Source organism: Acinetobacter sp. C13, from assembly GCF_016809775.1.
GTDB classification, from domain to species: Bacteria; Pseudomonadota; Gammaproteobacteria; order Pseudomonadales; family Moraxellaceae; genus Acinetobacter; species Acinetobacter pittii.
In genome coordinates, this window is sequence record NZ_JAFBJL010000001.1 from 168,028 (window position 1) to 194,065 (window position 26,038).

Annotated in this window: 26 protein-coding genes; 19 read left to right on the top strand and 7 right to left on the bottom strand. The window is 39.3% G+C overall.

All coding sequences use genetic code 11. The annotated features are described in order from the left end of the window. Positions 1 to 11: 11 nt before the first annotated feature. Positions 12 to 1,001, bottom strand: coding sequence for a LysR family transcriptional regulator (locus JGE69_RS00770; RefSeq protein WP_004703082.1), 990 nt, complete (start codon positions 999 to 1,001; stop codon positions 12 to 14). 588 nt (positions 1,002 to 1,589) lie between these two features. Here JGE69_RS00770 and JGE69_RS00775 point away from each other — a divergent pair. Beyond that, positions 1,590 to 3,194 (top strand): isocitrate lyase, encoded by a 1,605-nt coding sequence (locus JGE69_RS00775; RefSeq protein ID WP_002117581.1) that lies wholly within the window; start codon positions 1,590 to 1,592, stop codon positions 3,192 to 3,194. A 57-nt stretch (positions 3,195 to 3,251) separates the two neighbouring features. On the opposite strand, the gene JGE69_RS00780 is transcribed toward JGE69_RS00775, so the two are convergent. Further along, positions 3,252 to 3,722, bottom strand: a complete 471-nt coding sequence (locus tag JGE69_RS00780) for a copper resistance protein NlpE (protein WP_002117559.1) — start codon at positions 3,720 to 3,722, stop codon at positions 3,252 to 3,254. A gap of 186 nt (positions 3,723 to 3,908) precedes the next feature. Further along, entirely contained in the window at positions 3,909 to 4,232 is a 324-nt protein-coding gene (locus JGE69_RS00785) for a hypothetical protein (RefSeq protein WP_005070594.1), read from the bottom strand. Positions 4,233 to 4,433: 201 nt separating this feature from the next. Here JGE69_RS00785 and JGE69_RS00790 point away from each other — a divergent pair, with 201 nt between their 5' ends. From JGE69_RS00790 to JGE69_RS00830, 9 genes are all read left to right on the top strand, one after another. Further along, on the top strand, positions 4,434 to 5,309 hold the full coding sequence (locus JGE69_RS00790; RefSeq protein ID WP_199111838.1) for an urease accessory protein UreD: 876 nt from the start codon (positions 4,434 to 4,436) through the stop codon (positions 5,307 to 5,309). 101 nt (positions 5,310 to 5,410) lie between these two features. Further along, positions 5,411 to 5,713, top strand: coding sequence for an urease subunit gamma (ureA, locus tag JGE69_RS00795; RefSeq protein ID WP_002117495.1), 303 nt, complete (start codon positions 5,411 to 5,413; stop codon positions 5,711 to 5,713). An 11-nt stretch (positions 5,714 to 5,724) separates the two neighbouring features. Further along, positions 5,725 to 6,033, top strand: coding sequence for an urease subunit beta (locus JGE69_RS00800; protein ID WP_046812721.1), 309 nt, complete (start codon positions 5,725 to 5,727; stop codon positions 6,031 to 6,033). A gap of 37 nt (positions 6,034 to 6,070) precedes the next feature. Next, entirely contained in the window at positions 6,071 to 7,771 is a 1,701-nt protein-coding gene (ureC, locus tag JGE69_RS00805) for an urease subunit alpha (protein ID WP_199111840.1), read from the top strand. Between the two features lie 70 nt (positions 7,772 to 7,841). Beyond that, positions 7,842 to 8,324, top strand: a complete 483-nt coding sequence (gene ureE, locus JGE69_RS00810) for an urease accessory protein UreE (RefSeq protein ID WP_199111842.1) — start codon at positions 7,842 to 7,844, stop codon at positions 8,322 to 8,324. Beyond that, entirely contained in the window at positions 8,311 to 8,976 is a 666-nt protein-coding gene (locus tag JGE69_RS00815) for an urease accessory protein UreF (RefSeq protein ID WP_199111844.1), read from the top strand. The genes ureE and JGE69_RS00815 overlap by 14 nt, the downstream gene beginning before the upstream one ends. Before the next feature lie 23 nt (positions 8,977 to 8,999). Next, positions 9,000 to 9,614 (top strand): urease accessory protein UreG, encoded by a 615-nt coding sequence (ureG, locus tag JGE69_RS00820; RefSeq protein ID WP_002117800.1) that lies wholly within the window; start codon positions 9,000 to 9,002, stop codon positions 9,612 to 9,614. 9 nt (positions 9,615 to 9,623) lie between these two features. Then, complete coding sequence (locus JGE69_RS00825) at positions 9,624 to 10,193, top strand: HupE/UreJ family protein (protein WP_199111846.1); 570 nt, start codon at positions 9,624 to 9,626, stop codon at positions 10,191 to 10,193. A 57-nt stretch (positions 10,194 to 10,250) separates the two neighbouring features. Then, the gene (locus tag JGE69_RS00830) at positions 10,251 to 10,706 is read left to right on the top strand and encodes a hypothetical protein (RefSeq protein ID WP_063098331.1); all 456 of its coding nucleotides are present in this window, start codon (positions 10,251 to 10,253) and stop codon (positions 10,704 to 10,706) included. A 72-nt stretch (positions 10,707 to 10,778) separates the two neighbouring features. Here JGE69_RS00830 and rsmD read toward each other — a convergent pair whose 3' ends face one another. Both rsmD and mrdA read right to left on the bottom strand, forming a co-directional pair. Then, on the bottom strand, positions 10,779 to 11,324 hold the full coding sequence (gene rsmD / locus JGE69_RS00835; protein WP_068564191.1) for a 16S rRNA (guanine(966)-N(2))-methyltransferase RsmD: 546 nt from the start codon (positions 11,322 to 11,324) through the stop codon (positions 10,779 to 10,781). After that, positions 11,324 to 13,342: a penicillin-binding protein 2 gene (gene mrdA, locus JGE69_RS00840; RefSeq protein WP_199111848.1), complete on the bottom strand. Its 2,019-nt coding sequence runs from the start codon at positions 13,340 to 13,342 to the stop codon at positions 11,324 to 11,326. The genes rsmD and mrdA overlap by 1 nt, the downstream gene beginning before the upstream one ends. Positions 13,343 to 13,577: 235 nt before the next feature. On the opposite strand from mrdA, the gene JGE69_RS00845 reads away from it, so the two are divergent. The 9 genes from JGE69_RS00845 (at position 13,578) to JGE69_RS00885 (ending at position 24,341) form a co-directional block, all read left to right on the top strand. Further along, complete coding sequence (locus tag JGE69_RS00845) at positions 13,578 to 14,096, top strand: hypothetical protein (RefSeq protein WP_002117557.1); 519 nt, start codon at positions 13,578 to 13,580, stop codon at positions 14,094 to 14,096. A gap of 61 nt (positions 14,097 to 14,157) precedes the next feature. Further along, complete coding sequence (locus JGE69_RS00850; RefSeq protein WP_005070566.1) at positions 14,158 to 15,471, top strand: membrane protein; 1,314 nt, start codon at positions 14,158 to 14,160, stop codon at positions 15,469 to 15,471. Between the two features lie 86 nt (positions 15,472 to 15,557). After that, positions 15,558 to 16,211 (top strand): adenylate kinase, encoded by a 654-nt coding sequence (adk, locus tag JGE69_RS00855; RefSeq protein ID WP_002117671.1) that lies wholly within the window; start codon positions 15,558 to 15,560, stop codon positions 16,209 to 16,211. Positions 16,212 to 16,397: 186 nt separating this feature from the next. Next, on the top strand, positions 16,398 to 17,729 hold the full coding sequence (locus JGE69_RS00860) for an SWIM zinc finger family protein (protein ID WP_199111850.1): 1,332 nt from the start codon (positions 16,398 to 16,400) through the stop codon (positions 17,727 to 17,729). Next, positions 17,720 to 19,357 (top strand): hypothetical protein, encoded by a 1,638-nt coding sequence (locus JGE69_RS00865; protein ID WP_199111852.1) that lies wholly within the window; start codon positions 17,720 to 17,722, stop codon positions 19,355 to 19,357. Before JGE69_RS00860 ends, JGE69_RS00865 begins: the two co-directional genes overlap by 10 nt. A 32-nt stretch (positions 19,358 to 19,389) precedes the next feature. Continuing rightward, positions 19,390 to 20,472 (top strand): ATP-binding protein, encoded by a 1,083-nt coding sequence (locus JGE69_RS00870; RefSeq protein ID WP_063098336.1) that lies wholly within the window; start codon positions 19,390 to 19,392, stop codon positions 20,470 to 20,472. Positions 20,473 to 20,548: 76 nt separating this feature from the next. Continuing rightward, entirely contained in the window at positions 20,549 to 22,906 is a 2,358-nt protein-coding gene (locus tag JGE69_RS00875) for a DUF5682 family protein (RefSeq protein WP_199111854.1), read from the top strand. A gap of 3 nt (positions 22,907 to 22,909) precedes the next feature. Further along, entirely contained in the window at positions 22,910 to 24,094 is a 1,185-nt protein-coding gene (locus JGE69_RS00880) for a VWA domain-containing protein (protein ID WP_063098338.1), read from the top strand. Between the two features lie 64 nt (positions 24,095 to 24,158). After that, positions 24,159 to 24,341, top strand: a complete 183-nt coding sequence (locus JGE69_RS00885) for a hypothetical protein (RefSeq protein ID WP_019456871.1) — start codon at positions 24,159 to 24,161, stop codon at positions 24,339 to 24,341. Here JGE69_RS00885 and nth read toward each other — a convergent pair. Both nth and JGE69_RS00895 read right to left on the bottom strand, forming a co-directional pair. After that, positions 24,338 to 25,024 (bottom strand): endonuclease III, encoded by a 687-nt coding sequence (nth, locus tag JGE69_RS00890; RefSeq protein WP_060465437.1) that lies wholly within the window; start codon positions 25,022 to 25,024, stop codon positions 24,338 to 24,340. The two genes, JGE69_RS00885 and nth, sit on opposite strands and share 4 nt — an antisense overlap. Continuing rightward, positions 25,025 to 25,816 (bottom strand): RnfABCDGE type electron transport complex subunit B, encoded by a 792-nt coding sequence (locus JGE69_RS00895; RefSeq protein ID WP_199111856.1) that lies wholly within the window; start codon positions 25,814 to 25,816, stop codon positions 25,025 to 25,027. Positions 25,817 to 26,038: the final 222 nt, after the last annotated feature.

The following is a 26,038-nucleotide window of genomic DNA, read 5'->3' on the forward strand; positions in this document are numbered from 1 at the left end:
TCAAAATTTACTTAATAGTGAGAAAATTGCGAATTGTTGGTTAGAAATTCACGATTTTCTTCTTCAATCATTTGACGAGCAACAAATAAAATAAGTTGGCGTAACCAGCGATGAGCTGGATGATGATGTAATAACGGGCACCAAGCCATTTTAAGTTCAAATTCTGGAATATAAAAAGGAGGATCTTTTATAACCAGTTTTGGATTTTGAGTTTGTAGGCGTGCCATTCGAGTTGGAAGGGTGGCAATCAAGTCAACATTTTGAGCAAGTAATGCTGGCATTTGGTAGTGACGAGTAAATACAGAAATTTTACGACGTTGACCAATACGTTCTAATGCCTGATCGATCCAGCCTAAACCGCCTTGTTTGTCTGGATTTACACCAAAACCTACGCCCATACCCGTTTTAGAAACCCAGATATGTTGCGCATCTAGATAACTTTTGAGATTCAAATGGGTTACAGCAGGGTGTTTGTCATTAAGAATACAGCTGAAACTATCACGCCAAACTAACACTTGGTGGAAACTTTGCGGTATTTCATTAAATCTATTAATCGCAAGATCAACTTTACCTTGTTCCATGTCTCTATAAGACACATCACTTGGTGTAAGAAAGTCGAGTACAACATTTGGAGCTTCAGAGCGTAGAGCTTTGACAAGACGAGGGACTAAAGTTGCCTCGGCATAGTCAGATGTCATAATGCGGAAAACGCGATTACTTGTATAAGGGCGGAATTCGGTACGGGGTTCCAAAATCATGGAAAGATCAGAAAGGGCATCACGAATACGGGGTTGTAATTCAAGAGCACGTTCTGTCGGGGTCATCCCTTCGGAAGAACGGATAAGAAGCGGATCATTAAATAAATTACGTAAGCGACGTAAAATATTACTCATTGCAGGCTGAGTCACCCCAAGCTGTTCGGCTGCGCGCGTAACATTTTTTTCACGAAGAAGTACATCAAGATATATTAATAGATTAAGATCTACTCGCTCCAGATTCATAAAAAAAATACCGAAAATAAAACCCTGAAATTGTTTCAAATTATGCCATATTTAATGATCATTGTGTGAAAAAATGATGAGAAAAGCGACATTTTTTGTAGGAATTAAGTAGGGTGGAAAGACGTTTCAAAGGCACGTTTTTACTGTCTTTGCTTAGTTTTGAATGAAAGAAATCTAAATAGAATATATTTATGAATAACTTCTCAATTTCTAGCATATCAATTGACTTGTTGCATTGGCAAAAATAGCCTAATTTACAATTGACTTTTAGATTTAAAAATGAGTGGAAAATCTCCAAAAATTGTATAAAAATAAGACTTAGTGAGTTTTTAGAATAAAACTTTATACTCCTTTAGGATAATTTTATTTTTATAAACAAAGTGTTAAAGTTTTTTGGTTTTATCTATAATATCGATTTATTGGTATATTTTTTAAATAAATACTGAAGATTAACAAAGGATATTGGATTAATTGATTGGCTAAGTCTAAGCTGTGTTCATGAGGAAGCAGCTGGTGTCATAAGAAATTTAAGTAACGTGACTCTAGGCTTCAATCGATGAAATCCTAAAATGAATACAGGACAATATCATGACTACATATCAAACAGCGATTGATGCAGTACGTCAATTAAAAGCAAAATTCGGCAATACTTGGGCAGACATTAGCCCAGAAGATGCTGCTCGTATGCAACTTCAAAACCGTTTCAAAACTGGTTTAGATATTGCTAAGTATACAGCTGCGATTATGCGTCGTGATATGGCTGAATACGATGCTGACTCAAGCAAATACACTCAATCATTAGGTTGCTGGCATGGTTTCATCGCACAACAAAAAATGATTGCGAACAAAAAATATTTCGGTACTACAAGCAAACGTTATATCTACCTTTCTGGTTGGATGGTTGCTGCTCTTCGTTCTGAATTTGGTCCACTTCCTGACCAATCTATGCACGAAAAAACTTCTGTTCCTGCATTGATCGAAGAAATCTATACTTTCTTACGTCAAGCTGACGCAAAAGAATTAAATGATTTATTCCGTGCGCTTAAAAAAGCACAAGAAGCTGGTGATACTGCTAAAGCAGCTGAAATCACAGCTCAAATCGACAACTTTGAAACTCACGTTGTGCCAATTATTGCGGACATCGATGCTGGTTTCGGTAACGAAGAAGCAACTTACTTACTTGCTAAGAAAATGATCGAAGCTGGTGCTTGTGCGCTTCAAATCGAAAACCAAGTATCTGATGCTAAACAATGTGGTCACCAAGCTGGTAAAGTAACTGTTCCACACGAAGACTTCATCGCTAAGATCCATGCATTACGTTATGCATTCTTAGAAATGGGTCTTGAAGAAGGTATCATTGTTGCGCGTACTGACTCTGAAGGCGCTGACTTGACTCAAAAAATCCCAGTGGTTAAAGAGCCAGGTGACATCGCTTCTCAATACATCAGCTACTTAGATACTCAAGAAATTGACATTGCTGATGCTCAAGAAGATGAAATCTTAATCAAGCGTGATGGTAAATTACACCGTCCTAAGCGTTTACCTTCTGGCTTATATCAGTTCCGTGCTGACACTCAAATTGACCGTGTTGTACTTGACTGTGTGTCTAGCTTACAAAATGGTGCTGACCTTCTTTGGATCGAAACTGCGACTCCAAACGTAGAAGAAATCGCACACATGGTTAACCGTGTTAAAGAAGTTGTTCCAAATGCTAAGCTTGTTTATAACAACAGCCCATCATTCAACTGGACTTTAAACTTCCGTCAACAAGCTTACGATCGTTGGGTTGCTGAAGGTAAAGACGTTTCTGCATATGACCGCGCTAAATTAATGAGTGCTGAATATGACAACACTGAATTAGCTGCTGATGCTGATGACAAGATCCGTACTTTCCAAGCAGATGCTTCTCGTGAAGCGGGTGTGTTCCATCACTTGATCACACTTCCAACTTACCACACTGCTGCTCTTTCTACTCATGAGCTTGCACAAGGTTACTTCGGTTCTGAAGGTATGTTGGCTTATGTTGCTGGCGTACAACGTAAAGAAATCCGCGGTGGTATCGCTTGTGTTAAACACCAAGCAATGGCGGGTTCTGACATCGGTGATGATCACAAAGAAATCTTCTCTGGTGACAACGCTCTTAAAGCACATGACGATGCTAAAAACACAATGAACCAATTCGCAGCTCACTAAAAATTGATTCATAAAAAAAAACCCGCTCAAATGAGCGGGTTTTTTAATTATTAAAAATTATTTTTTCAAAACATAGTGTTCAGCTAAAGAGCCTTCAACTTTTTTACCTTCCATATCTAAAGCAGTTGCAGTGTTTTCACCGATAAAGAATTTACGGTTTTGACCTTTATCATCTAACGTAATAATTGAAGTATTATCTTTGTCGAAAGTAAAGGTACCATGGGTTTCAAATGGGTTGGTGTCACCTTTACCAAGATAAGTTTCGGTTAGCTCGTAGGTTTTATCATCTTTAAGTTCTAATTCAGTTTTAATACCTTCACAGTCCGCACATGGGAGAGTGCCTTTATATGTGCCGTCCCAATCGAGTGAGTTTTCAGCTGTGTGTGCGGTATCTACAGCATTATTATTTGCTTCAGTAGTTTGCGCTGGAGCAGATGCTTGAGTTGTCGTGTCGGCTTTATTTTCATTTTTGCTACAAGCGGCAAGAAGGATACTTAAGAGTGCTACTGATAATAATGTTTTTTTCATGATGATCTAAACCTCGGAAAATAAATAAAAAACAAGTAAACAGGCTATGAAATATAAGAGCCTAATAAAAGTTTAAGTATGTAATTTAATTTTAACAAAAGGTAAAGTGAGTAAAAATTAATCAAAAAGAAAGATATAAAATTAAAAAAGGTATCCACTAAAAAATTAAGTGAATACCTTTATATATTAAGGTTGAGAAGAAACCCCACCTAAAGAATCACAAGCCGATTTATAAAGTTGATATTGTTGCTTTAAAACTTCATCGAGCGGCATGTCAAATAACTCTTCACCATTTTTATAACTCTCTACATATGAAGTCGCCTTTTCTTTGCTTACCGCTAAAGACTGTTGGTAGTAAGAATTAATTGAGCTTGTTGCAATCTGACTTGTCTCAACATTTTTACATTCAAAATTATGGAGAATTTTCTCTGCACGTTTGACCTCACTAGATTGGCCAAAAATACACCCAGTTAAAAAGACAAGTGGCGTTAACACGAAAAAAAGTTTCATGGAGAGCAAGTATGGAAGCAACGGTGGGCGCTATTGTATAAATAATTCCATGAGTTACTGTGGTTTTATGTTAGACATTGATTGTTTTTTAACTCATTAAAATCAAAAAATTGTATCTAATTTTATCATTTTGCTTATTTTTATATTTGGTGCGTATTTTGCTTATAACTTTAAGCACTTATTTTGAACATATGAACCAGAATGAATCAGGTACAAACGTTTTCAAAAAACTCTTTAGCACCATTTTGGTATGCGCGATTAGAGCTCGGATTTTGTTTTGAAAATTCACGCACCATAATGAGTCACAGAAAACACCATGGCCCTGTAAGGGTGCAAAAAATGCTCTGGCCTGAAAAAACAGGCGTATGTCATGCGATTATTGTACATCCTCCAGCAGGAATCGCAGGAGGAGATCATCTTACTTTTCAAATTGAAACCAAAGATCAAGCTCATGCGGTTGTAACGACTCCTGGTGCGGGAAAGTGGTATAAAACCAATGGGAAGCAGGCCTTTCAGCATATTCATCTTCATGTCCGAGATCGGTCTATTTTGGAGTGGGTTCCACAAGAAACGATGCTGTTTGACGGAGCTCTAGCACACTCAGAAACTCATATTCATCTTGATCTTGCTGCCAGTTTTATTGGCTGGGATATGTTTGTACTCGGGCGGCAGGCACGCGCTGAACGTTTTGTGCAGGGAAGTTATCACAACCAGTTTAAGTTGTGGCGAGAACAAAAATTATTGGTTGCAGATACATTGTTTTTTGAGGGTGAAGACCGTTGGCTTAGTTCGTGTTTAGGTATGAATAATCAAGCAGTAATGGGAAGTTTTTGGGCCGTAGCACCTGAGAAATATCGGTCATCATTTTATTTAGAACAACAGCTCGAACTCATTCGCGAATTGATGATGCGTATGCAAGCACCTGTAACTTTAACATTATTAGATGATGTGGTTTGTGCGCGTTTCTTGGGAAATGATGTCCGACATTGCCATGATGCATTTGCGGCAATAAGAGCAAGATTAAGACGTTATTGGTTTGATTTAGATGAAGAATTTCCGAGAATTTGGAGAACCTAAGTTACGTTAAATTGCGTATTTAAAAAACGATTAAAACAAGTATGCTGCTTTTGAGCACGTATTTTGCTTAAAGAAAGTTAGATGCTATTTAGGAAAGAGATATGGAACTCAATCCAACAGAAAAAGATAAATTACTTATTTTTACCGCAGGGCTAGTCGCTGAGCGCCGTAAAGCTCGCGGCTTAAAGCTAAATTATCCGGAAGCTATCGCTTTTATTTCTGCTGCTTTGCTTGAAGGAGCGCGGGACGGTATGACGGTGAGTGACTTGATGCATTACGGAACAACTTTATTAAAGCGCGAAGATGTGATGGATGGTGTGCCAGAAATGATTGCTGAGGTTCAGGTCGAAGCAACTTTTCCTGACGGTTCGAAGTTAGTCACTGTTCATCAGCCAATCGTATAAAAGGAGCGTTTATGATCCCTGGTGAAATCATTACTCCAGATACAGACATTGAGCTGAATGTTGGGCGACAAACTTTAAAAGTTGTAGTTGCTAATATTGGCGATCGGCCTATTCAGGTGGGTTCACATTTTCATTTTTATGAAGCAAATGATGCACTACAGTTTGACCGTGAAACAGCGAAAGGCTTTCGGTTAAATATTGCAGCAGGCACGGCAATACGTTTTGAACCGGGACAAAGTCGAGAAGTAGAGCTTGTTGCTTTGGCAGGTAAGCGAGAAGTATATGGTTTTGCGGGCCGAGTCATGGGCAAGTTGGACTAGACATAAGAACGATAATGAAAGAGATGAGTAATAAGTTATGAAAATGTCACGTCGTGCATATGCTGAAATGTTTGGTCCAACGGTTGGAGATCGTATTCGCTTGGCTGATACAGAGCTTTTTATTGAGGTTGAGCAAGATCTAACGACTTATGGTGAAGAAGTTAAGTTTGGCGGTGGCAAAGTCATTCGTGATGGAATGGGGCAATCTCAACTTTTAGCCGATGAAGTTGCCGACACTGTGATTACCAATGCTTTGATTGTCGATTGGTGGGGGATTGTAAAGGCGGATGTTGGCTTAAAAAATGGTCGAATCTGGAAAATAGGGAAAGCAGGAAATCCTGATATTCAACCTGACATTACCATTCCTTTAGGTGCTGCAACAGAAGTGATTGCGGGTGAAGGGCAAATTTTAACGGCAGGTGGTATTGATACTCACATTCACTGGATTTGCCCACAGCAAGTTGAAACAGCACTTATGTCGGGTACAACAACAATGGTGGGTGGTGGTACAGGACCGGCGGCTGGAACTTCAGCAACGACAGTGACTCCGGGGCCTTGGCATATTGCGACCATGTTGCAAGCCATTGATGATTTACCTATGAATATTGGCCTGCTAGGTAAAGGTAATTTGAGTTTGCCAGATCCAATTCGAGAGCAAATTAAAGCTGGGGTAATTGGGTTAAAACTACATGAAGACTGGGGCTCAACACCAGCAGCCATTGATAACTGCTTGAGTGTGGCAGACGAGTTTGATGTGCAGGTTGCAATTCATACAGATACCTTAAATGAAGGTGGGTTTTTAGAAGAAACTTTAGCTGCATTTAAAGATCGCACGATTCATACGTACCATACCGAAGGCGCGGGTGGTGGGCATGCACCTGACATTTTAAAGGCAATTGGACAAAGTAATGTCTTGCCGTCTTCAACTAATCCAACACGTCCTTATACCATCAATACTATTGATGAGCATTTAGATATGCTCATGGTTTGCCATCATTTAGATCCGGCAATTGCTGAGGATATTGCATTTGCTGAAAGTCGTATTCGCCGTGAAACCATCGCTGCTGAAGATATTCTGCAAGATTTAGGCGCCATTGCCATGATGTCATCGGATTCTCAGGCGATGGGGCGCGTGGGCGAAGTGATTTTACGTACTTGGCAAACTGCTCATAAAATGAAAATTCAACGTGGCCCGCTTGAGGGTGATAATGAGTTTCATGATAACAATCGCGTTAAACGCTACATTGCCAAATATACAATTAACCCAGCCATTACCCATGGTTTAAGCCATGAAATTGGTTCGGTGGAGGTCGGAAAACTTGCTGATTTAGTGTTATGGAAGCCTGCTTTTTTTGGTGTAAAACCTTCCATGATTATTAAAGGTGGCATGATCGCAGCGGCACCGATGGGTGACATTAATGCTTCAATTCCGACACCTCAACCCGTGCATTATCGCCCAATGTTTGGTGCCTATCCGCGTGGTGTACATAACACATGTATTACCTTTTTATCTCAAGTGGCAATTGATGAAAAAGTTGCTGATAAACTAAATCTTAAAAAGTTAATTAGCCCATGTAAAAACACGCGTGCAATTACTAAAGCAGATATGAAGCACAACACATATTGTCCAGTTATGCATGTTCATCCTGAAACTTATGAGGTGCGGGCTGATGGTGAATTATTAACATGTGAACCTGCTGACGTGTTACCAATGGCTCAGCGTTATTTCTTATTTTGATAAGTTTTATAGAGATGATTTGCCTCATTACTCTAGATATGAAAGAAATAAATAAGGAGAGAAAAGCTAAATGAAAATTTACACACAACGACTTGAAGATATTTCTCCTGATCAGGCATTTGAAACGGTTGAACTGACTTTTGATACCCGTCAAAAATCACGGTTCCGAGCGGCTTTAACGAGTGGCGTCGATATTGGTGCTGATTTACCGCGTACTGGCATTTTGCGTAGTGGTTCATATATTGCAACGCAAGAGGGCGATGTATTACGTGTTGATGCCAAACCTGAGCGATTAATGCAAGTCACTGCTCAAACCGATTTTGATTTGCTTAAAGCTGCCTATCACTTAGGTAATAGGCATGTACCATTAATGTTGACCCCTTCAGCTTTGTATTTTGAGCCTGATCATGTGCTTGCAGAAATGGTGGAAGGGTTAGGGCTTACAGTTTCAGAAACTGATCATCCGTTTGAACCTGAAAGTGGTGCTTATGCGCAGCATAGTCATGATCATCGTTTAAGCCCAATCAAAGCTTTACATCATGTCCATTCATAGTGCCGCGCAATTACTGCAACTGCTGACACTGTCTTCTACAGCATTGCCAGTTGGGGCGTATTGTTATTCACAAGGTGTGGAAACGGCGATTGATATTGGTCTAATACATGACGAAACCTCGGCAATTGCTTACTTTGAAGAAGTGCTTGAGATGTTGTTGGTGAGGTTTGAGTTGCCCGTATTAAAGCGTCTCATGCAATATCATGATGACTCAGAACAGTTTCTGGTATGGGCAAATTTGTATAAGGCCAGCAGAGAAAGTAAAGAACTCTTGGCAGAATCTCAACAGCTGGCATTTTCTTTAAATGCGTGGATTAAAGATGTTTTAAAAAAAACAGTTGAGGTTAAAAAGCGGTTTGGTTTCGTACCAGTCTATGCACAGCTTTGTGGCCGACTTGAACTCAACGACATGGATGTACTTACTGCTTATACCTTTACTGTTTTAGAAAATCAGGTTTTAGCCGCAGTAAAAACTGTTCCTTTAGGACAAATGGCTGGGCAAAGAATTTTATGGCATTTACATGGTTTAGTACCACAAGCGGTAGAGAAAGCTTTGAAGCTTAATGACGAACAATTGAGCAGCGCTTTACCTCGTTATGCCATGCTGAGCATGAAACACGAAACACAATATTCACGGTTATTCAGATCTTAAGTTTAGGAAAAAGGATAAAAATCATGACAGAACGTAGTCCATTACGAGTTGGAATTGGTGGACCGGTAGGTTCGGGTAAAACAGCACTTACTCTTAATTTATGTTTAGCCTTGCGTAATAAATACAATATGGCTGTGGTGACAAATGATATTTACACCAAAGAAGATTCAAACTTCTTAACCCGTAATGAGGCGATGTCACCAGATCGTATTGTGGGGGTAGAAACTGGTGGTTGCCCGCATACAGCTATTCGTGAAGATGCTTCAATTAACTTGGCTGCAATTGATGATTTGTGTGAAAAATTCGAAGGCTTAGAACTTATTATCATTGAAAGTGGTGGTGATAATTTGGCAGCGACATTTAGCCCTGAACTTTCTGATCTAACTTTATATGTTATTGATGTGGCAGGCGGTGAAAAGATTCCTCGTAAAGGTGGGCCGGGTATTACCAAGTCAGATTTACTCATTATTAATAAAACTGACCTTGCGCCAATGGTCGGTGCAAACCTTGATGTCATGGACCAAGATGCAAAACGTATGCGCGGAGAAAAGCCATTCTTATTTTCAAACATGAAAACACAAGATGGTCTTGAAGAAATTATTCAGTTTATTGAGAAACAAGGGCTGTTTAAAGCTTAAGGAGAGATTATGGACTTCATGAAAAAATGGAATGTAGCGCTCCTTTCATTATTGCCAGCACTTGCAATGGCCCATCCGGGACATGACCATGCACATTCTGGTTTTATGGCAGGCTTTATTCATCCGTTTACCGGTCTAGATCATTTAGTCATGGCTTTGGGTTTTGGTGTCTTGTTGTGGTCAGCTGCTAAACAGTGGAAAATTGCTGGAGTCATTGCCTTAAGTACTACCTTAATTGTAGGCTTTTTAATAGGTGCTCAAGGTTTGGTACTAGTTAATATAGCTGAATACGGCATTGTTGCTTCTTTAGTTATTACAGCAATTGCTCTATGGACAAAATCAAATAAAGTTCTACCAATTGCTGCGGCTTTGCTTGCAAGTTTCCATGGTATGGCTCATGGTGTTGAGTTAGCACATGCAGGGCATATTGTTGCATTAGTAACTGGTATGGTTGCTGGTATGGCGCTCATCTATTTGGGTGGATTGATCTTGGGTGCCGTGCTTACACGCTATGTGCCATATGGCAAAAAAATTGTTGGCACCTGTGCAGCAGTTGTAGCAGTAATTGGTTTAAGTTAATTAAAACCTTGCAAAAAAAGGTAGCATTAAGCTACCTTTTTGGATTTGCAAAATAAAATGTGTGTGCATAAAAATATTGATACTGTTTTTATAGCGCTGATTATCTTTTACAGTGGATATGTTCAGGCTTATGATTTTTTTCAACCAGAAAGTGATTCTACTTTACTAGATACAGACCAGTTGTTAGATCAATCAGATTTAAACTTGGAACAAAGGCGGTTAGCCATTGAGCATGATGATGAAGTTAATAACTATAATGTGCTCAAAAACGAGTTTTATTCAAATGAGCGTTGGGTAATTTATAATTATACAGCCTATGATACTGGGCAACTTCAGAATAAAAACAGTAATGGTTTTACGAATCATATTAATATTCAAGATTTATCCATTTCAGTTGGATATGGGGTTAATTATAGTGTTAATCCAAGACTGAAAATTGGTTATGAATATATTTCGAGTTTTCCTTATGATCGAGGTCAACTCATACGATTTTTTACGATCTATTTATTCTGAAATATGAAATAAAAATAATCTAATTCAAATAAATAGATCAGGTAAATTAATTTGCCATAAAATCCTACATGTTTAAATTTTCTGATAAAGCCCAGCGTGGACTGTGCCAGCTTTAGTGGTTTTAACTTGTTGCCATGTTGCGGGAAGTTGAAGCTGAGCTAAATCTCGGTCAGCTTCAACATAAATGTATCCATTCTTTTTAATATGAGGCTCGGCCAAGTTCGAGAGTTCATGCCATAGATCAAGACTATAAGGCGGATCTAAAAAGACTACATCAAACTGTTCTTTTAAGCGGGGTAGAGCTTGTTGAGCAGTGGCATTAATTAGGTGACAATTTTGGGCTTTTAATAGTTCAATATTATCTTTTAAAAAACGTGCCTGAGTTTTGTCGGGTTCAATCATATAAACAGATGCAGCACCACGTGACAGAGCCTCAAAACCTAATGCACCAGAGCCTGTACAGATGTCGAGAACTTGAGTATTTTGAATATCCCACATGAGCCAGTTAAATAAAGTTTCGCGTACTCTATCTGGGGTTGGGCGTAAACCATCAATGCTAGCAAAAGGAAGTACTCGTCTTTTCCATTCGCCGCCAATTATACGTAATTGATTTTTCATTATTCATCGGCCTCATTGGTAGCAGGACGAGCAGGAGCAGCTTGCGGTGTTGATGTTGCTGGTTTGTTAGTGGTAGCTGTAGCTGATGCTGGACCAGAACTTTCACCGCCGCTTGGAAGTTCACCTGGTTTAATTCCTGCCGTCATTAGCCCGCCATTGACTTGGTGATTTGCTGGACGAATCGGGTTTTTCTTACGAGTTAATAGCCAGTAATCAAAGACAGGTCTTGCAAGTTGAGCAGCTGAACCACCATGACGACCATTTTCCCAAATAACTGCAATCGCAATTTCAGGTTTTTCAGCAGGGGCAAATCCAACGAATAAACCATGGTCAAGTTGACGTTCACTCAAGGCTGCTTCGTTATAGCGTTTACCCTGTGCAATACTCTTAACCTGTGCTGTACCTGTTTTCCCTGCAATTTGGTAGAGGGGAGTACGAATACCGCGGCCAGTACCTGATTGAATTACATCAATCATGGCATCACGCATTTGAATCCAGTCTTCATCAGTGCCGTTGAATTTGATTTTACCATCAGGCGCATTACGTACTGTAAATGGTTTTGCACCATGCGTTGCGCGTAAAACATGAGGCGTTACATGAGAACCATGATTTGCCGTAATTGCTGTTGCCATCGCAAGCTGTAATGGAGTGGCTGTAAACGCGCCTTGACCAATACTGACAGAAATAGTTTCACCCTTCATCCATTTCGCTTTACGCGTACGCATTTTCCATTCAGGACTTGGATAAAGGCCTTCACTTTCACTTGGTAAATCGACACCTGTTTTTTGACCAAATCCAAATTGGCGCATCCATTGGTTCATTTGATCAATACCCATTTGATGGGCAAGAATATAAAAATAGGTATCACATGACATAATGATGGCTTTATGCATGTTCACGATGCCATGACCAGATTTTTTCCAGTCACGGAATTTATGTGAATCACCTGGTAGATGGAAATAACCAGGGTCAGAAATTGCCGTTGACCAGTCTACAATACCGTAGTGTAGGCCACCCATTGCTTCCATTGGTTTAATGGTGGAACCAGGGGGATATACACCCTGCACAGCACGGTTATAAAGAGGTTGGTCTAAATTGTCACGTAGTGAACTGTAGTCAGTATGACTAATGCCTGTCACAAACAAATTAGGGTTAAAACTTGGACTAGACACTAAAGCTAGAATTTCACCTGTACGAGGATCAATAGCGACAATAGCTCCACGACGACCTGCGAGCTGCTGAGAAGCGACAACTTGTAAACCGTAATCTAAAGATAAATAGAGGTCATTACCGCGAGTAGGGTCTTTACGGCCTAAATGACGTAATACATTACTATGTGCATCTGCTTCAACAGATTCATAACCCGGTGTTCCATGCAATAGGTCTTCATAGCTTTTCTCAACGCCAATTTTTCCAATTAGGTTGGTCCCAGCATATAAGTCTTTATCAATACTTTTTAATTCTTTATCGTTGATACGCCCGACATAGCCAATCACGTGAGCAAATAATTCACCGTGTGGATAATAGCGAGTCATTTGTGTCTCGATTCTAACACCCGGAAACTTATATTTGGCTTCACTAAATTTAGCAATATTGGCTTCAGTTAGATTAAGTTTAATCGCGACGCGTTCAGTTTTACGGGCAGTTTTTATACGGCTTTTAAAACGGTCAATATCTTCTTGCGTTAAATCTAAAATAGGCTGTAATTGCTCAATGACACTATCAACATCTTCTACATCTGTTTTACTTAAAGTTGCTGTAAAAACAGGATAGTTATCTGCTAGTAATACACCGTTTCTGTCATAGATATAACCACGAGCAGGTGGAAGTGGTTGCAAGCGAATTCGGTTTTTGTCAGATGCAGTCGAGAATTCGTCGTAGTGAAAAATTTGTAGATAAGCGTATCGGCTAATTAAAACTAATAAACAGATGGTCACGATCCCTACGGCAAAAAAGATACGACCTCGATAAATGCGCTTTTCTTGCTGGATATCTTTTAAAGGAAAGTGCTGTTTCATAAGGATCGACTTAATGACATAGGGTAGAAAAATAGCTGCTTATTCTAACGCAAGAGCACTTAAAATATTGCATAATTTTCAAAGTTTCATTGCATTTTAATAAGATACTTTTTGACTTTGCAGACAACAAAATTGTAGATACTTGTATATAAGAAGCAAAATAATTCTGTTAAAGTCTCTCATTCAATAGAATAGGGTTGTTCTCACCATACGATTAGGGAAAATGGAGAAAATAATGAGAAAAATTTATCCCTTACTTGCAGTTTTGACAGTAAGTAGTTGGGCCCATGCTCAAGACTACTCGTTTCTTCCGGAAGCAAAATTAGCAGGACATAATGCATCTACTTGGAATGTGGGTGCCGGAGTTACTCAAAAATTATTACATCTTAACGGTGAGTGGGTAAATCCATATGGTATTGCCTATGCGAAAGCCGGCGCATTTTTGAATGGTGACAAAACCGCTGGTGGTCAAGTTGGCTTCCGATATCCTTATTATCTTACTGGCACAGACAAAAATGGTTACTATATCGGTTTCTATGCTGGTCATCTTGATAGTAAAGAGGTCGATGGTGATTTTAAATCCCGTTTAGGTGCTGGTGTTGATTTGGCCTATGTGTGGTTAAATTCAGAAAGAATTAGCACTTTTAGTGTGGGTATCGGTGCAGCTGAAAAATTAACCGACCAGAACGGAAATGTTGCTGCAGATACGAAACCACAAATTCAATTTTCTTATTCTCTAAGTTTTGGTTTATAAAACAAAGCAGTTTATCGTTAACTCGCCATAAGCAGAGCACAAATAAATACGAGAGTCTTACATGTTAGAGTACGTCAGTGGATTGTGGCAGACCTTTTTACACAGACCTGATTTTTGGGCCGTTTTGAGTATTATTCCCGTAACGGCTTTTGTCACATGGGCACATGTGTGGATGGCTTTAAAAATGGTATTTTACCCAATTAAATTTTGGGGATTCCATTTAGGACCATTGCCAGTAGGTTGGCAAGGTATCGTGCCACGTAAAGCAGGACGTATCTCTGGAATTATTACTGATAACACTTTATCTAAATTAGGCTCATTGCGTGAATTTTTAGAAGCAATGGATCCTGAAGATATGGCGCGTATTATTGGTGAACAAGTCGGTTTTGAACTTGAACATCTTATTGATGAAGTCATGATCGATCGTAATGCCGTACTTTGGGAAAATTTACCTTATTCAATTAAACGCCGTATTTATGCTCAAGCACATAAGCAATTGCCGGGTGTGTTAAAAGAATTAGTGACTGAGCTGACCATGAATGTAGAGTCACTGGTTAACATGCGTGAAATGGTCGTGAGCCAGATGGAAGGTGATCGCCGTTTAATGGTACGTATGTTCTTAAAGGTGGGTCAAAAAGAAATTAACTTTATTTGGCATATTAGTGCACTGATTGGGATGTTCTTTGGTATTTTCCAAATGGTGGTTTGGTTTGTAGTACCATGGCACTGGACAGTACCATTTTGGGCTGCAATTTGGGGCTTTTTAACTAACTGGATCGCAATCTGGATGGTATTTAACCCAATTGAGCCGCATTATATTCGTTATCCACAGATTTTTAGATTAACAAAAGATCGTAAGTTTCCATGGATTGTACCAGTTCTTCGAATTGGGACCTATAATGTCCAAGGCGCTTTTATGAAGCGTCAAGAGGAAGTCTCTGATGTGTTTTCGAGCGTAGTCACAGAAGATTTGATCACGTTAAAATCGATTATGACCGAAATGATGTACGGGCCGCGTAAAGATAAAACGCGCCGCATTGTTAAGCGTCATATTAACGAAATCATGGAAACTCCGTTAGTTCGCACCTCTTTACAGCTTTCTTTAGGGCCAAGAGAGTACGCAAGATTAAAGACGGACTTGATTGATCGTTCAATTGAAATTACGATGGGACCCGTATGTGACCCAGCACTGAACGCAAGCCGGGCACAGAAGATTTTTCAAATGTTTAAAGAGCGTATTCGCGAACTGACACCAAAAGAATTTCAGAATTTATTACGTCCTGCATTTCAGGAGGATGAGTGGATTCTTATTGTACTAGGTGGGGTAACCGGATTTATTGCTGGTACAATACATTTGTTTGTGGCTTTCTTATAATTCGATGTCAGGCAGGATCTATTGAAGATTAACGAGACTTTTTCTGCCGGACTTCATATTCATTGTTTTAAATGAGGATGTTTTTTATGCGCATTATTTTACTCGGACCACCTGGAGCAGGCAAAGGGACTCAGGCTCAGTTGATCTGTAAGCGCTACAATGTCCCACAAATTTCAACCGGTGATATGCTCCGTGCTGCGATTCGTGAAGGTACTGAATTAGGTCTAAAAGCTAAAAGTGTAATGGAATCTGGTGGTTTGGTTTCAGATGAACTTATTATCGGTTTAGTAAAAGAACGTATTGCTCAACCTGACTGTGCAAATGGCTGCATTTTCGATGGTTTCCCACGTACTATTCCACAAGCTGAAGCTTTGGAAAAAGAAGGGATTAGCATCGATCACGTGATTGAAATTGATGTTCCTGATGAAGAAATCGTAAAACGTCTTTCTGGTCGTCGTCAGCATCCAGCTTCTGGCCGTGTTTATCACACTGTATACAATCCACCTAAAGTGGAAGGTAAAGATGATGAAACTGGTGAAGATCTTGTTCAACGTCCAGATGACCAAGAAGAAACAATCCGTAAGCGTTTAGCGTCTTATCACACTGAAACAGAGCAATTGGTTGGTTTCTACCAAGGCCGTGCTGCTTCTGGTGAAAATGCTCCAACTTATGACAAGCTTGATGGCTTGCGTACAATTGAAGATGTACAAAAAGATTTGTTCAACATCTTAGACAAATAATTTTTTTCTATAAAAAACTGCCCAGTGGTTCCACTGGGCAGTTTTTTTTATATTAATAATAATTAACGACATAATGTGTCGCACTATGTAATAATAGTATGTGAAATTAAATTTAAAACATTTATAGTGTGTTTGATTGTATAAACCAAGACATTGAAATTAAAAAATTATTTTAAAGGGTTAATTATGTTGCTGATGATTCAATCTGATCAGGTGGAACAGATTATTCCAGATGCAAGTTCAGCGAAATCAGCTAAAAAACTAGCGAAATTTGAAGCGTGGAATAATATCTCAGGTTCAGTTGATCAATGGATTTGGGGGGAAATTCAAGGTAGCTCAATTTATCAAAGTGCAATTTTTTTACCCGAACTAAAGTGTGAATGTAGTTGCCCGAGTTTTAAGCGGCCTTGTAAACACGCTTTGGCATTATTATTTGTCTATACCGAGTATCAAGATAAATTTATTGTGCAATCGGATGAACAACATATACCTGAGCGAGTACAGAAATGGCGGGATAAAAAAAACAAATCACTTGAAAAGAAAGAAAATAAAGTCAATAAGCCTATTGATGAAGAAGCCCGACTCAAACGCCAATTGGCGCGTGATAAAAAAATGGATACCGGGATTGATGCATTACAAACATGGCTAAATGATGTTGTTACTCTAGGACTAGGGCGGTTACGTCAACAACAACACGAGAAATTCAGAGATATCCAAAGCCGTTTAGTAGATGCTCAAGTTGCAGGTTTGGTGAGTTATTTAGATGAATTTTCTAGTGCCTTGTATCAAGCCAACTGGCAAGTAGAAAGTTCATTCTGGTTGGCTAAATTACAAACTGCTATTCATCTATGGCAGAATCGTCATCGTCTTAAACCTGAGCTTTATGAAGAGTTAAAACAGTTATTTGGCGTTAATTTGCCAGCTGATATGTGGGATAACATACCAGTTCATAAACTTGATCTTTACGCTTTAGGACAAGTGACGCATGAGTTGGTCAATACTCGGGGACGTTATCGTCGTCAATGGTTATGGGATAGTCAGAACCTGTGTGATTATTTGCTACGAGATTTTGAAATACCCCCTCATTCAAGCTTTGGAGTGACCTTACCTTATCAAAAACAATTGCCTATAAATGTCAAACTCTATCCTGTAATAAGCCAACAACGCTTACGTCTGGAAGATAATCTAATAACATTTAATGATTTAAACGAAGTGCTCATTTCACCTAGGGGGTTTAAAAATTTTGACCAGGCATTTACTCAATATGCGAATGGCTTAAAACAACATCCTTTGCAATTAGTACGCTTTTTCTGGCTAGAGCAATTACGTTTAGTAAAGCTTGATAAAATAATTTATTTGGTCGATCAGGATCAAAAGATGTGTGAAATTGAAATTAAACAGTTTGTTGAGTTGTGGTTTTTAGTGGGGGCAGAGCCTTTCAGTGCTGGTGTAGAGTGGGATGGGTTGAAACTTAAACTTATAAGTATTTGGCAAGGAGGGCATTTTGAATGTCTTTAACCACATTATACAGTGAGTTTAATCAACAGTTACTTCTCAAACTGACTTTAGGACAGCAATTTAAGCAAGTTATAAAAATTCCCAAAGAATTGCAGGATTATGTTCCTAAAGAAATTGATTCAGCACAAGATTTATTGGTCTTAAATCAATATTGGGGACTGATGCAACTAGCAGGTTATCAAACACGAGCTGTGCCTGAAAAGGTTCAAAAGAGTTTTGGTGAAATTGATCAGATACAAAATGAAAAGCAGCTAGATGATGAGCTTGTGCAAATTTTGAAATGGATTGTTGCGCAAGAGTCGCCATTTTTATATCAGGATTGGGTTAATCAAATTTTTAAACTTGCTCAACAGCAGCAGCAAGTGATTCCTCGTTATTTGGTGTTGAAGCTTCTACCACAGTGTCAGAACCCAGTATTATTGGCCACTATTCTACCTGAGTTCGCATTTCAAGGTGATTTTACAACACGTGTGGATGATGCGAAAAGGGTATGGAAATATTTGAAACAACAAGATTCATCGTCATTAATCCGTCAATTGTTGAAATCAAAAAATAGTGATTGGTCCTTACTGATGAGCCAATTGTGCAGTCAATTACCAGACTTTATTAACCAGCATATTGCGGAATTCTGGTCACAATCTATTCAGAAAAATCATTTGCAAAGTCATGCTGAAAGTCTAGTGACATATAACATGCCAGTAACCCAATTTGAAGCTTTATACCAGCATGTGAAAATACTAGAACCCCAAAATGCAGCGACAGTACGCAATAATGCAGCATTAAGCTTTTATTTATATTATCAAGATAATACCCTCTATAACGAGGTTATGGCTTTACTGCGTGCATGTTTGAGCTACGATGTTCAAGCCAGAAAAGTTAAATTCAACATTAACTTAGATCAAGATGATGCATTGAATGATTATGGTTTCTTTGATCGAGAAGCAAATTTGGTTGAAAGCCGTAAAAGTTTAAAAACGGCTTACCAAAGTTCTCAAGTCGAACAGGCTTATCAGGAGTTTTGTGAAGGTTCAAAGGGCGTACTTTATCTCAAAAGAATTTTAATCCAATTACCACTTGCCTATTGGTTAGAATTATTTGGTACTTTGGATCATTTATTTTCATTACATTCGCGACAAAAAGATTCACTGTGGAGCGCATTTATTTTGTGCTGTTACCGAGAGCAGCGCCGTGATCTAGCTTTATGGTTTTATCAACATCAGACCAAATGGTGTGAAGCTGTGACAATATCAACTGGAAGCAGGATCGAGCGTGAGACAATCTTTGGTTTGCTAGATCAGGAGCCAGCAAGCAAATTATTATTAGAACAACTTGAGTCCTATTATCGAAATCAAGATTTAGAACATTTTTGGTATGTATTTCAAAGAGCAAAAGTTTTACATCAAGATCAGAAAATTTCAGAAATGGCAGCTGTGTTAATACAACACGCATATGAGACTTTGGACTTGCAGCAGGATCAAAATAAATTTGCATTATTAAAAGAGCATGCACAATGGCTGATTTTGGAAGCTTATCCAATAGACTTCAGTTGTCTACAACCTCTTTTTCCTATTTCTGAATGGAAACAACTTATTCTGTTTATTCAGTATAAACAAAAACTTATTGCTTAATGATCAATAAATCATAAATTAGGATAATCAACATGTCTCAACAAGTTTTACGTGCACGTGCAGAACAACAGTTTTCTCATGAATTAGATGCATTAAAGGCACATGACCATTTAGCAAAACCACCACAATGGCAACTTTCACCGAAAGCTGTTGTAGATTATTTATTGGGGACCACTTTAGCTGATGGAACTGTGATTTCACCTAAATATATTGGTAATCGCCGTTTAATGGAAATTGCAGTGGCAACTTTGGCAACTGACCGAGCATTGTTATTATTAGGGGTGCCGGGTACGGCAAAATCATGGGTATCTGAGCATTTAGCAGCTGCTATTTCTGGAAATAGTGCATTACTGATTCAAGGTACGGCTGGCACTAGTGAAGATACTTTACGTTATAGCTGGAACTATGCACAACTTTTATCTAAAGGTCCTAGTGAAGATGCATTAGTCAAAAGCCCGATGTTGCGCGCGATGCAAGAAGGTAAGATCGCTCGTGTAGAAGAATTAACCCGTATTCCTGCAGATGTTCAAGATACTTTAATCACGTTGCTTTCTGAAAAAAATCTGCCTGTGCCTGAGCTCGGTATTGAGTATCAAGCGATACAAGGTTTTAGTGTGATTGCAACAGCCAATAACCGTGATAAAGGGGTGAATGAACTCTCCTCTGCGTTAAAGCGTCGTTTTAATACGGTAATTTTACCGCCGCCTGCCACAATCTCAGAAGAAGTCGAGATCGTACAAAAGCGTGTTCAGTCATTAGGTAAAAGCTTGCAACTTCCTGAGATTCAGCCTTTGGATGCTCAAATTCAAAAACTGGTGACGATTTTTAGAGAGTTGCGTCATGGACAAACTTTAGATGGTAAGCAAAAGCTAAAAACTACTACGGGTACCTTATCAACAGCTGAAGCTATTTCTGTGATGAGTCATGGTTGGGTAATGGCTGGGCATTTTGGTTCAGGTAATTTAACTGACCATGAATTAGCAGCAGGTTTACAGGGTGCTGTATTAAAAGATCCTGTTCAAGATATTGTGCCTTGGAAAGAATATGTGGAAACCGTGATTAAACAACGTGAGGGTTGGCAAGACCTGTATCGTGCTTGTCGTGACTTAGAATAAAACCCAATAATAAATGACTTCATCCCAATCTTCTCCTTGAAAAGGAGAAGATGTGATTGAAATAAAGGATAGAAAAATGCTGCATATTCTCGGTATTCGTCATCATGGGCCTGGTTCGGCACGTAGTGTATGTAATGCTTTGGCTTCGATTCAACCCGATTGTATTTTGATTGAAGGACCACCTGATGCCAATCCAATCATTGCCCAATTACAACATGCCGATTTTAAGCCGCCTGTAGCATTGTTGTTGAATACTCCTGTACAAAAAGAAGTACGATCACAGGCGGTCTTCTATCCTTTTGCTGAGTTTTCACCTGAGTGGCAAGCTTTACAATATGCGCTGCGTCAGCAAGTTGCAGTAGAGTTTATGGATCTACCTTTGCAACATCGTTTTGCATTAGAAAAACAATGGGCAGAACAACGTTTACAGAAAGCTTCGCTGGTTGAACAGGTATTAACAGATGAGCAAGAGGTTGAGCTAAATCAGCAAGATGATATTGAGTCAGAATACAATCTGGAACAACATTATCTTTCGATTCGTCGAGATCCAATTCAATTATTGGCTGAACAGTCTGGCTATCAAGATAGTGAACGGTTTTGGGAACATCTAGTCGAACAGCAACCACATGCTGGACAAATGTTTAATGCTATTAGCGATGCGATGGCAGCTTTACGTGATCATTTGCTAAGCCAGCAACCTGAAAATTACAGTAGCGAAGATCAATTGCTGGAGCAGTATCGTGAAGCCTATATGCGCAAAGTGATTAAGCAGGCAGAAAAGCAAGGCTATCAAAATATTGTGGTGATTTGTGGTGCATGGCATGCACCTGTGTTGGTAGATTTAAAAGCTCAAACTAAAGCGGATACTGCTTTACTGAAAGGTTTGCCTAAAATCAAAGTTGATGCTGCATGGATTGCATGGACACATGGACGATTGAGTCGAGATAATGGTTATGGCGCAGGTGTACAAGCGGTTGGGTGGTATACCCATCTTTGGAAGCATTACCAACAAGCTTTAGACGGAAATGTTGATGGCGAAAAAATTACCATTGATTGGTTAAGTCAATTTGCCCAAGCCTTACGCCAAGCAGGTCATGACGCCTCTAGTGCCCAAATTATTGATGCGGTACACCTGATCCAATCTTTATTGCAATTACGTGGACGCCGTATCCCTGATTTGGAAGATTTGTTTGAGGTAATTCGCTCGGTCTTGAATCATGGTTTGGATATTCCACAACCGATTTTAGCTAAATTGCTTGAAGATGAGCAATTGGGACAAGTACCTGCTGAATTGATTGAGTTGCCAATTCAAAAAGACTTTTTACAGCAAGTGAAGCATTTTCGCTTAAAACTCGAAGCACCACATCGTGATATTACGCTAGATTTACGTGAAGCATTCGACTTGGCAAAAAGTCAATTTCTACATTGTATTAAATTACTTGGCGTTGCTTGGGCAGAGTTAGCAGGTACAGGTGCGAAGCAAGGGAATTTTAAAGAAATTTGGCAGTTGTCTTGGCAGCCTGAAAGTAGTTTATATCTGAATGAAATGTCATTGTGGGGCAATAGCGTGCAACTTGCTACGCAAAGTTATGTAGAACATCAGATCAAACAATGTGAAGATGTGGGACAAATTGCTCAACTGATTGAAAGCATTTTATTGTCTGGTTTGGACCAAAGCTTAAATTTAGCGTTGGATAAACTGAATGAACTTACCACCAAGCATCAAGACCCAAGTATTATTTTGGCAACTTTAAAGCCATTAATTACCGCAATTCGTTATGGCAGCGTACGTCAGTTTTCGATGCAACATTTGCATCAACTGGTAGAACATTTAGCGATTCGTTTGATGTTGAGTTTGCCAAGTTATTGCGTACAACTAAATGCTGAAATGGCCCAGCAGTTTGCTCAACAACTACAAGCCTTATATGAACTTTTAGAACAATTACAACAAGATGAATTATTACAGCTTTGGCAGGAGACCTTGCAACAGTTATTGCAGTTGGAACATATGCAAGGTTATTTGCATGGTTGTTGTGTACGTTTAGCACGAGAACAGCAGTTGATTGATGTGAAACAGACACAGGGATTTCTCTCACGAGCTTTATCGATTGGGCAGACGGCAGACTACAGTGCCGCTTGGTTTGAAGGTTTTCTCACTCATCAAGCTTTGTTATTGATTCATGAGCAAAGCCTTTGGGAAACCGTGAGCCAATGGGTCAATCAATTACAAGAGCAGCAATTTATTGAGTTATTGCCAATTTTGGCGAGAACAGCCTCCAGTTTTAGTCCTGCTGAAGCACAGCAATTAATTCAGAAAGTGACGCAAAAAACGACCACAATCAAACAAGAGGTTGGTGTTTTAGACATCGAACGTGCTAAAACGGTATTAGATGAAATTTATACGTATTTGCAGCCTGTTGCTGTCGAGGTTTAAGTGATGAGCATGAATGAAGAACTGATCACTTTAGAACAACCAGACCTTGCGGAACAAGAACGACGTTGGCGTTTGATTTTAGGACAAGTCCCAAATTCGACTTCACATTTACCGAATTGGTCGATGCAAGATAGTAAGATGCAAGAGTGTTTGAATGAACTTTATCAGACGCAGCAGCCTAATCGCCGAGGTGGTCTTGGGCATTCGAGTCCTCGAGTTGCGCAATGGTTAGGTGATATTCGTCAGTATTTTCCATCCTCGGTAGTGAAAGTCATCCAAAAAGATGCTTTAGAGCGTTTGAATTTACAGCAAATGTTGTTAGAGCCTGAATTGTTGGCGAGTGTTGAGGTTGATATTCATTTGGTTTCAACTTTGATTTCACTCAATCATTTAATGCCTGAAAAAACCAAAGAAACTGCGCGTATCGTGGTACGTCAGTTAGTAGAGCAGCTTGAAAACCGTCTAAAGCAGCCCTTGCAGCAAGCGATTAGAGGGAGTATTAACCGTTCAGCTCATACACGACGTCCTAAACGCATGCAAGATATTAATTGGAAGCGCACCATTCAAGCTAATTTAAAGCATTGGCAAGAAGACTTTAAAACGATTATTCCGCATGAATTACATGGGCATCCACGCCAACAAACGGCCTTAAAAGATATTGTACTCTGTGTCGATCAAAGTGGCTCTATGGCTCCCTCAGTGATTTATTCCAGTGTTTTTGCGGCGGTGATGGCAAGTATTCGTGCAGTCAGTACGCAAATGATTGTGTTTGATACCGAGTTAGCTGATTTAACACCTTTACTAGAAGACCCAGTGGATGTGTTATTTGGTACACAGTTGGGTGGGGGAACCGATATTGCTAAAGCGATAAAATACTGCCGTAGTAAAATCACTCGACCAGAAGATACGATTTTTATCCTGATTAGCGATTTGTGTGAAGGTGGTGATGCTAAGCAAATGCTCAAGCAAGTGGCTGAAATGCTAGATAGTGGGGTGCAAGTCATTACGCTACTGGCATTGTCTGATGATGGTGCACCTTGGTACGACACTCAACATGCACAGATCTTTGCTGATATGGGGATTCCAACGTTTGCCTGTACACCTGATCAATTTCCCGAACTAATGGCAACTGCAATTGAAAAACAGGATATTCATGCATGGTATGCAAGCCAACAAAATCTGACATAATAGTAGTTAAAGATTATGTTATGGCATATAACAATCAAAGTTTGAGTGGATTGAGGATACTTCTTTGCTGAAAATTATTTTGATTGTAGTGGTAATTTTAAGTTTAGCTCTACTGTTATTTTTATTGTATCAAAGTCAAAAAATGCTGCGTCATGTGCAGAAACAACAGGCTTTGGAAAATAAAAAGAATGGACGAGAACGTCAACTACATCCGAAATTACAGCAGATTAAGAAACCTCAGGATTAACTGAGGTTTTTTGTTGGAATCGTTTTTATTGCGCCAAATTCAAAGCGATCAGGCCAGTTACAGACATCTGCAACAACACATTCTGCACATTTAGGTTTACGGGCGATACAACAATAACGACCGTGTAATATGAGCCAGTGATGTGAATCTAAAATAAATTCTTTAGGAATGACCTTAATTAAGCGGTGCTCAACCTCAAGAACATTTTTACCTACTGCTAAACCAGTTCGATTTCCTACACGGAAAATATGAGTATCGACAGCCATGGTGGGTTGTCCGAAAGCCGTATTTAAAACCACGTTGGCTGTTTTACGCCCGACACCTGGTAAAGCTTCTAAATCTTTTCTGTTGCTTGGAACTTCACCGTTAAATTGTTCCATTAAAATCTTACAGGTCTTAATGACATTTTCGGCTTTTGCGTTATAGAGACCAATTGTCTTGATATATTCCTTTAACCCATCTACGCCCAAGTTATAGATTTTCTCGGCTGTATTCGCCACAGGGTAGAGTTTATCAGTTGCTTTATTAACACTTACGTCGGTCGCTTGAGCTGACAACATAACTGCAATCAGTAGCTCAAATGGAGATGAATATTTTAACTCGGTTTGAGGTGAAGGTCGTTGTTCGCGAAGGCGTTCAAAGAAAATTTGAATCTGCTTTTTCGTCATATTCTTGACGGCCATTCAGACCTCCTGTAATTGCATGAGTTGCTGTTGAAGTTCTTCAAGTTGAAGACGTTTTTTAGCATCTTCACGAACACTGAGCTGTTTTTCCAGTTTCTTAATTTGCGTACGAATTTTCGCTAACTCAATTGTAGTTTTTGCATCAGTTGACACAACTTCTTTGGATTTCTCGATGAGCTCGATTGAAGGTACTTCATCAAGTGCCTGAGAGAATTGGGCAAACAGTTGGGTATCAATTTCAGCGCGTACTACAGGTCCTTTACGGTGAGTACGACGTTTTTCTTCGCGCTGAATGTGAGTGTAATAACGTTGTCTTAAATCATTTTGTTCAGCGATACGCTGTTGCTCATTTGGTAATGCTTGCGTGTCTTCGACCAAATCAATGCAATCTACCGGACAAGGTGGAATACATAACTCACAACCTGTACATAAGTCAGTCAAGATGGTATGCATGAGCTTACCACTTCCAATAATAGCATCTACAGGGCAAGCACTAATACATTTGGTGCAACCAATACATTCATCTTCCCGAATAATCGCTTTCATTCGTTGGGGACGACCATCGGCCTGTACAGGCCATACGCTAGTTTCAGCGGTTAACACAGGACGATTTAATAGATTTGCGAGTGCATCGGCTACAGGCTGACCACCTGGAACACATTTATTTGCTTCTTCACCTTCAGCAATCGACTTTGCGTAGGGTAGACATCCATCACGATGTCCACATAAACCACACTGAGTCTGTGGTAATAACGCATCAATCTCGCGTATGAGAGAAATAGATGAATTCATAGTGGGCAAATAGCTTGGTTAAAACGATGCGATAATGAAGAAAAACCTAAGTAAGGTCAATGGATTTTAACGAATTTATTGGCTTTTTGATTGACCTAAAATGTAGCTAATATTGCACAATAATAGATCAATAAAAATGAAAAGATAAATGACTATTTCTTATTTTTAAGTAGTTTTTCTAAAAATAAGTTTTTGATAATTAAGATAAATAAAATAATTTAA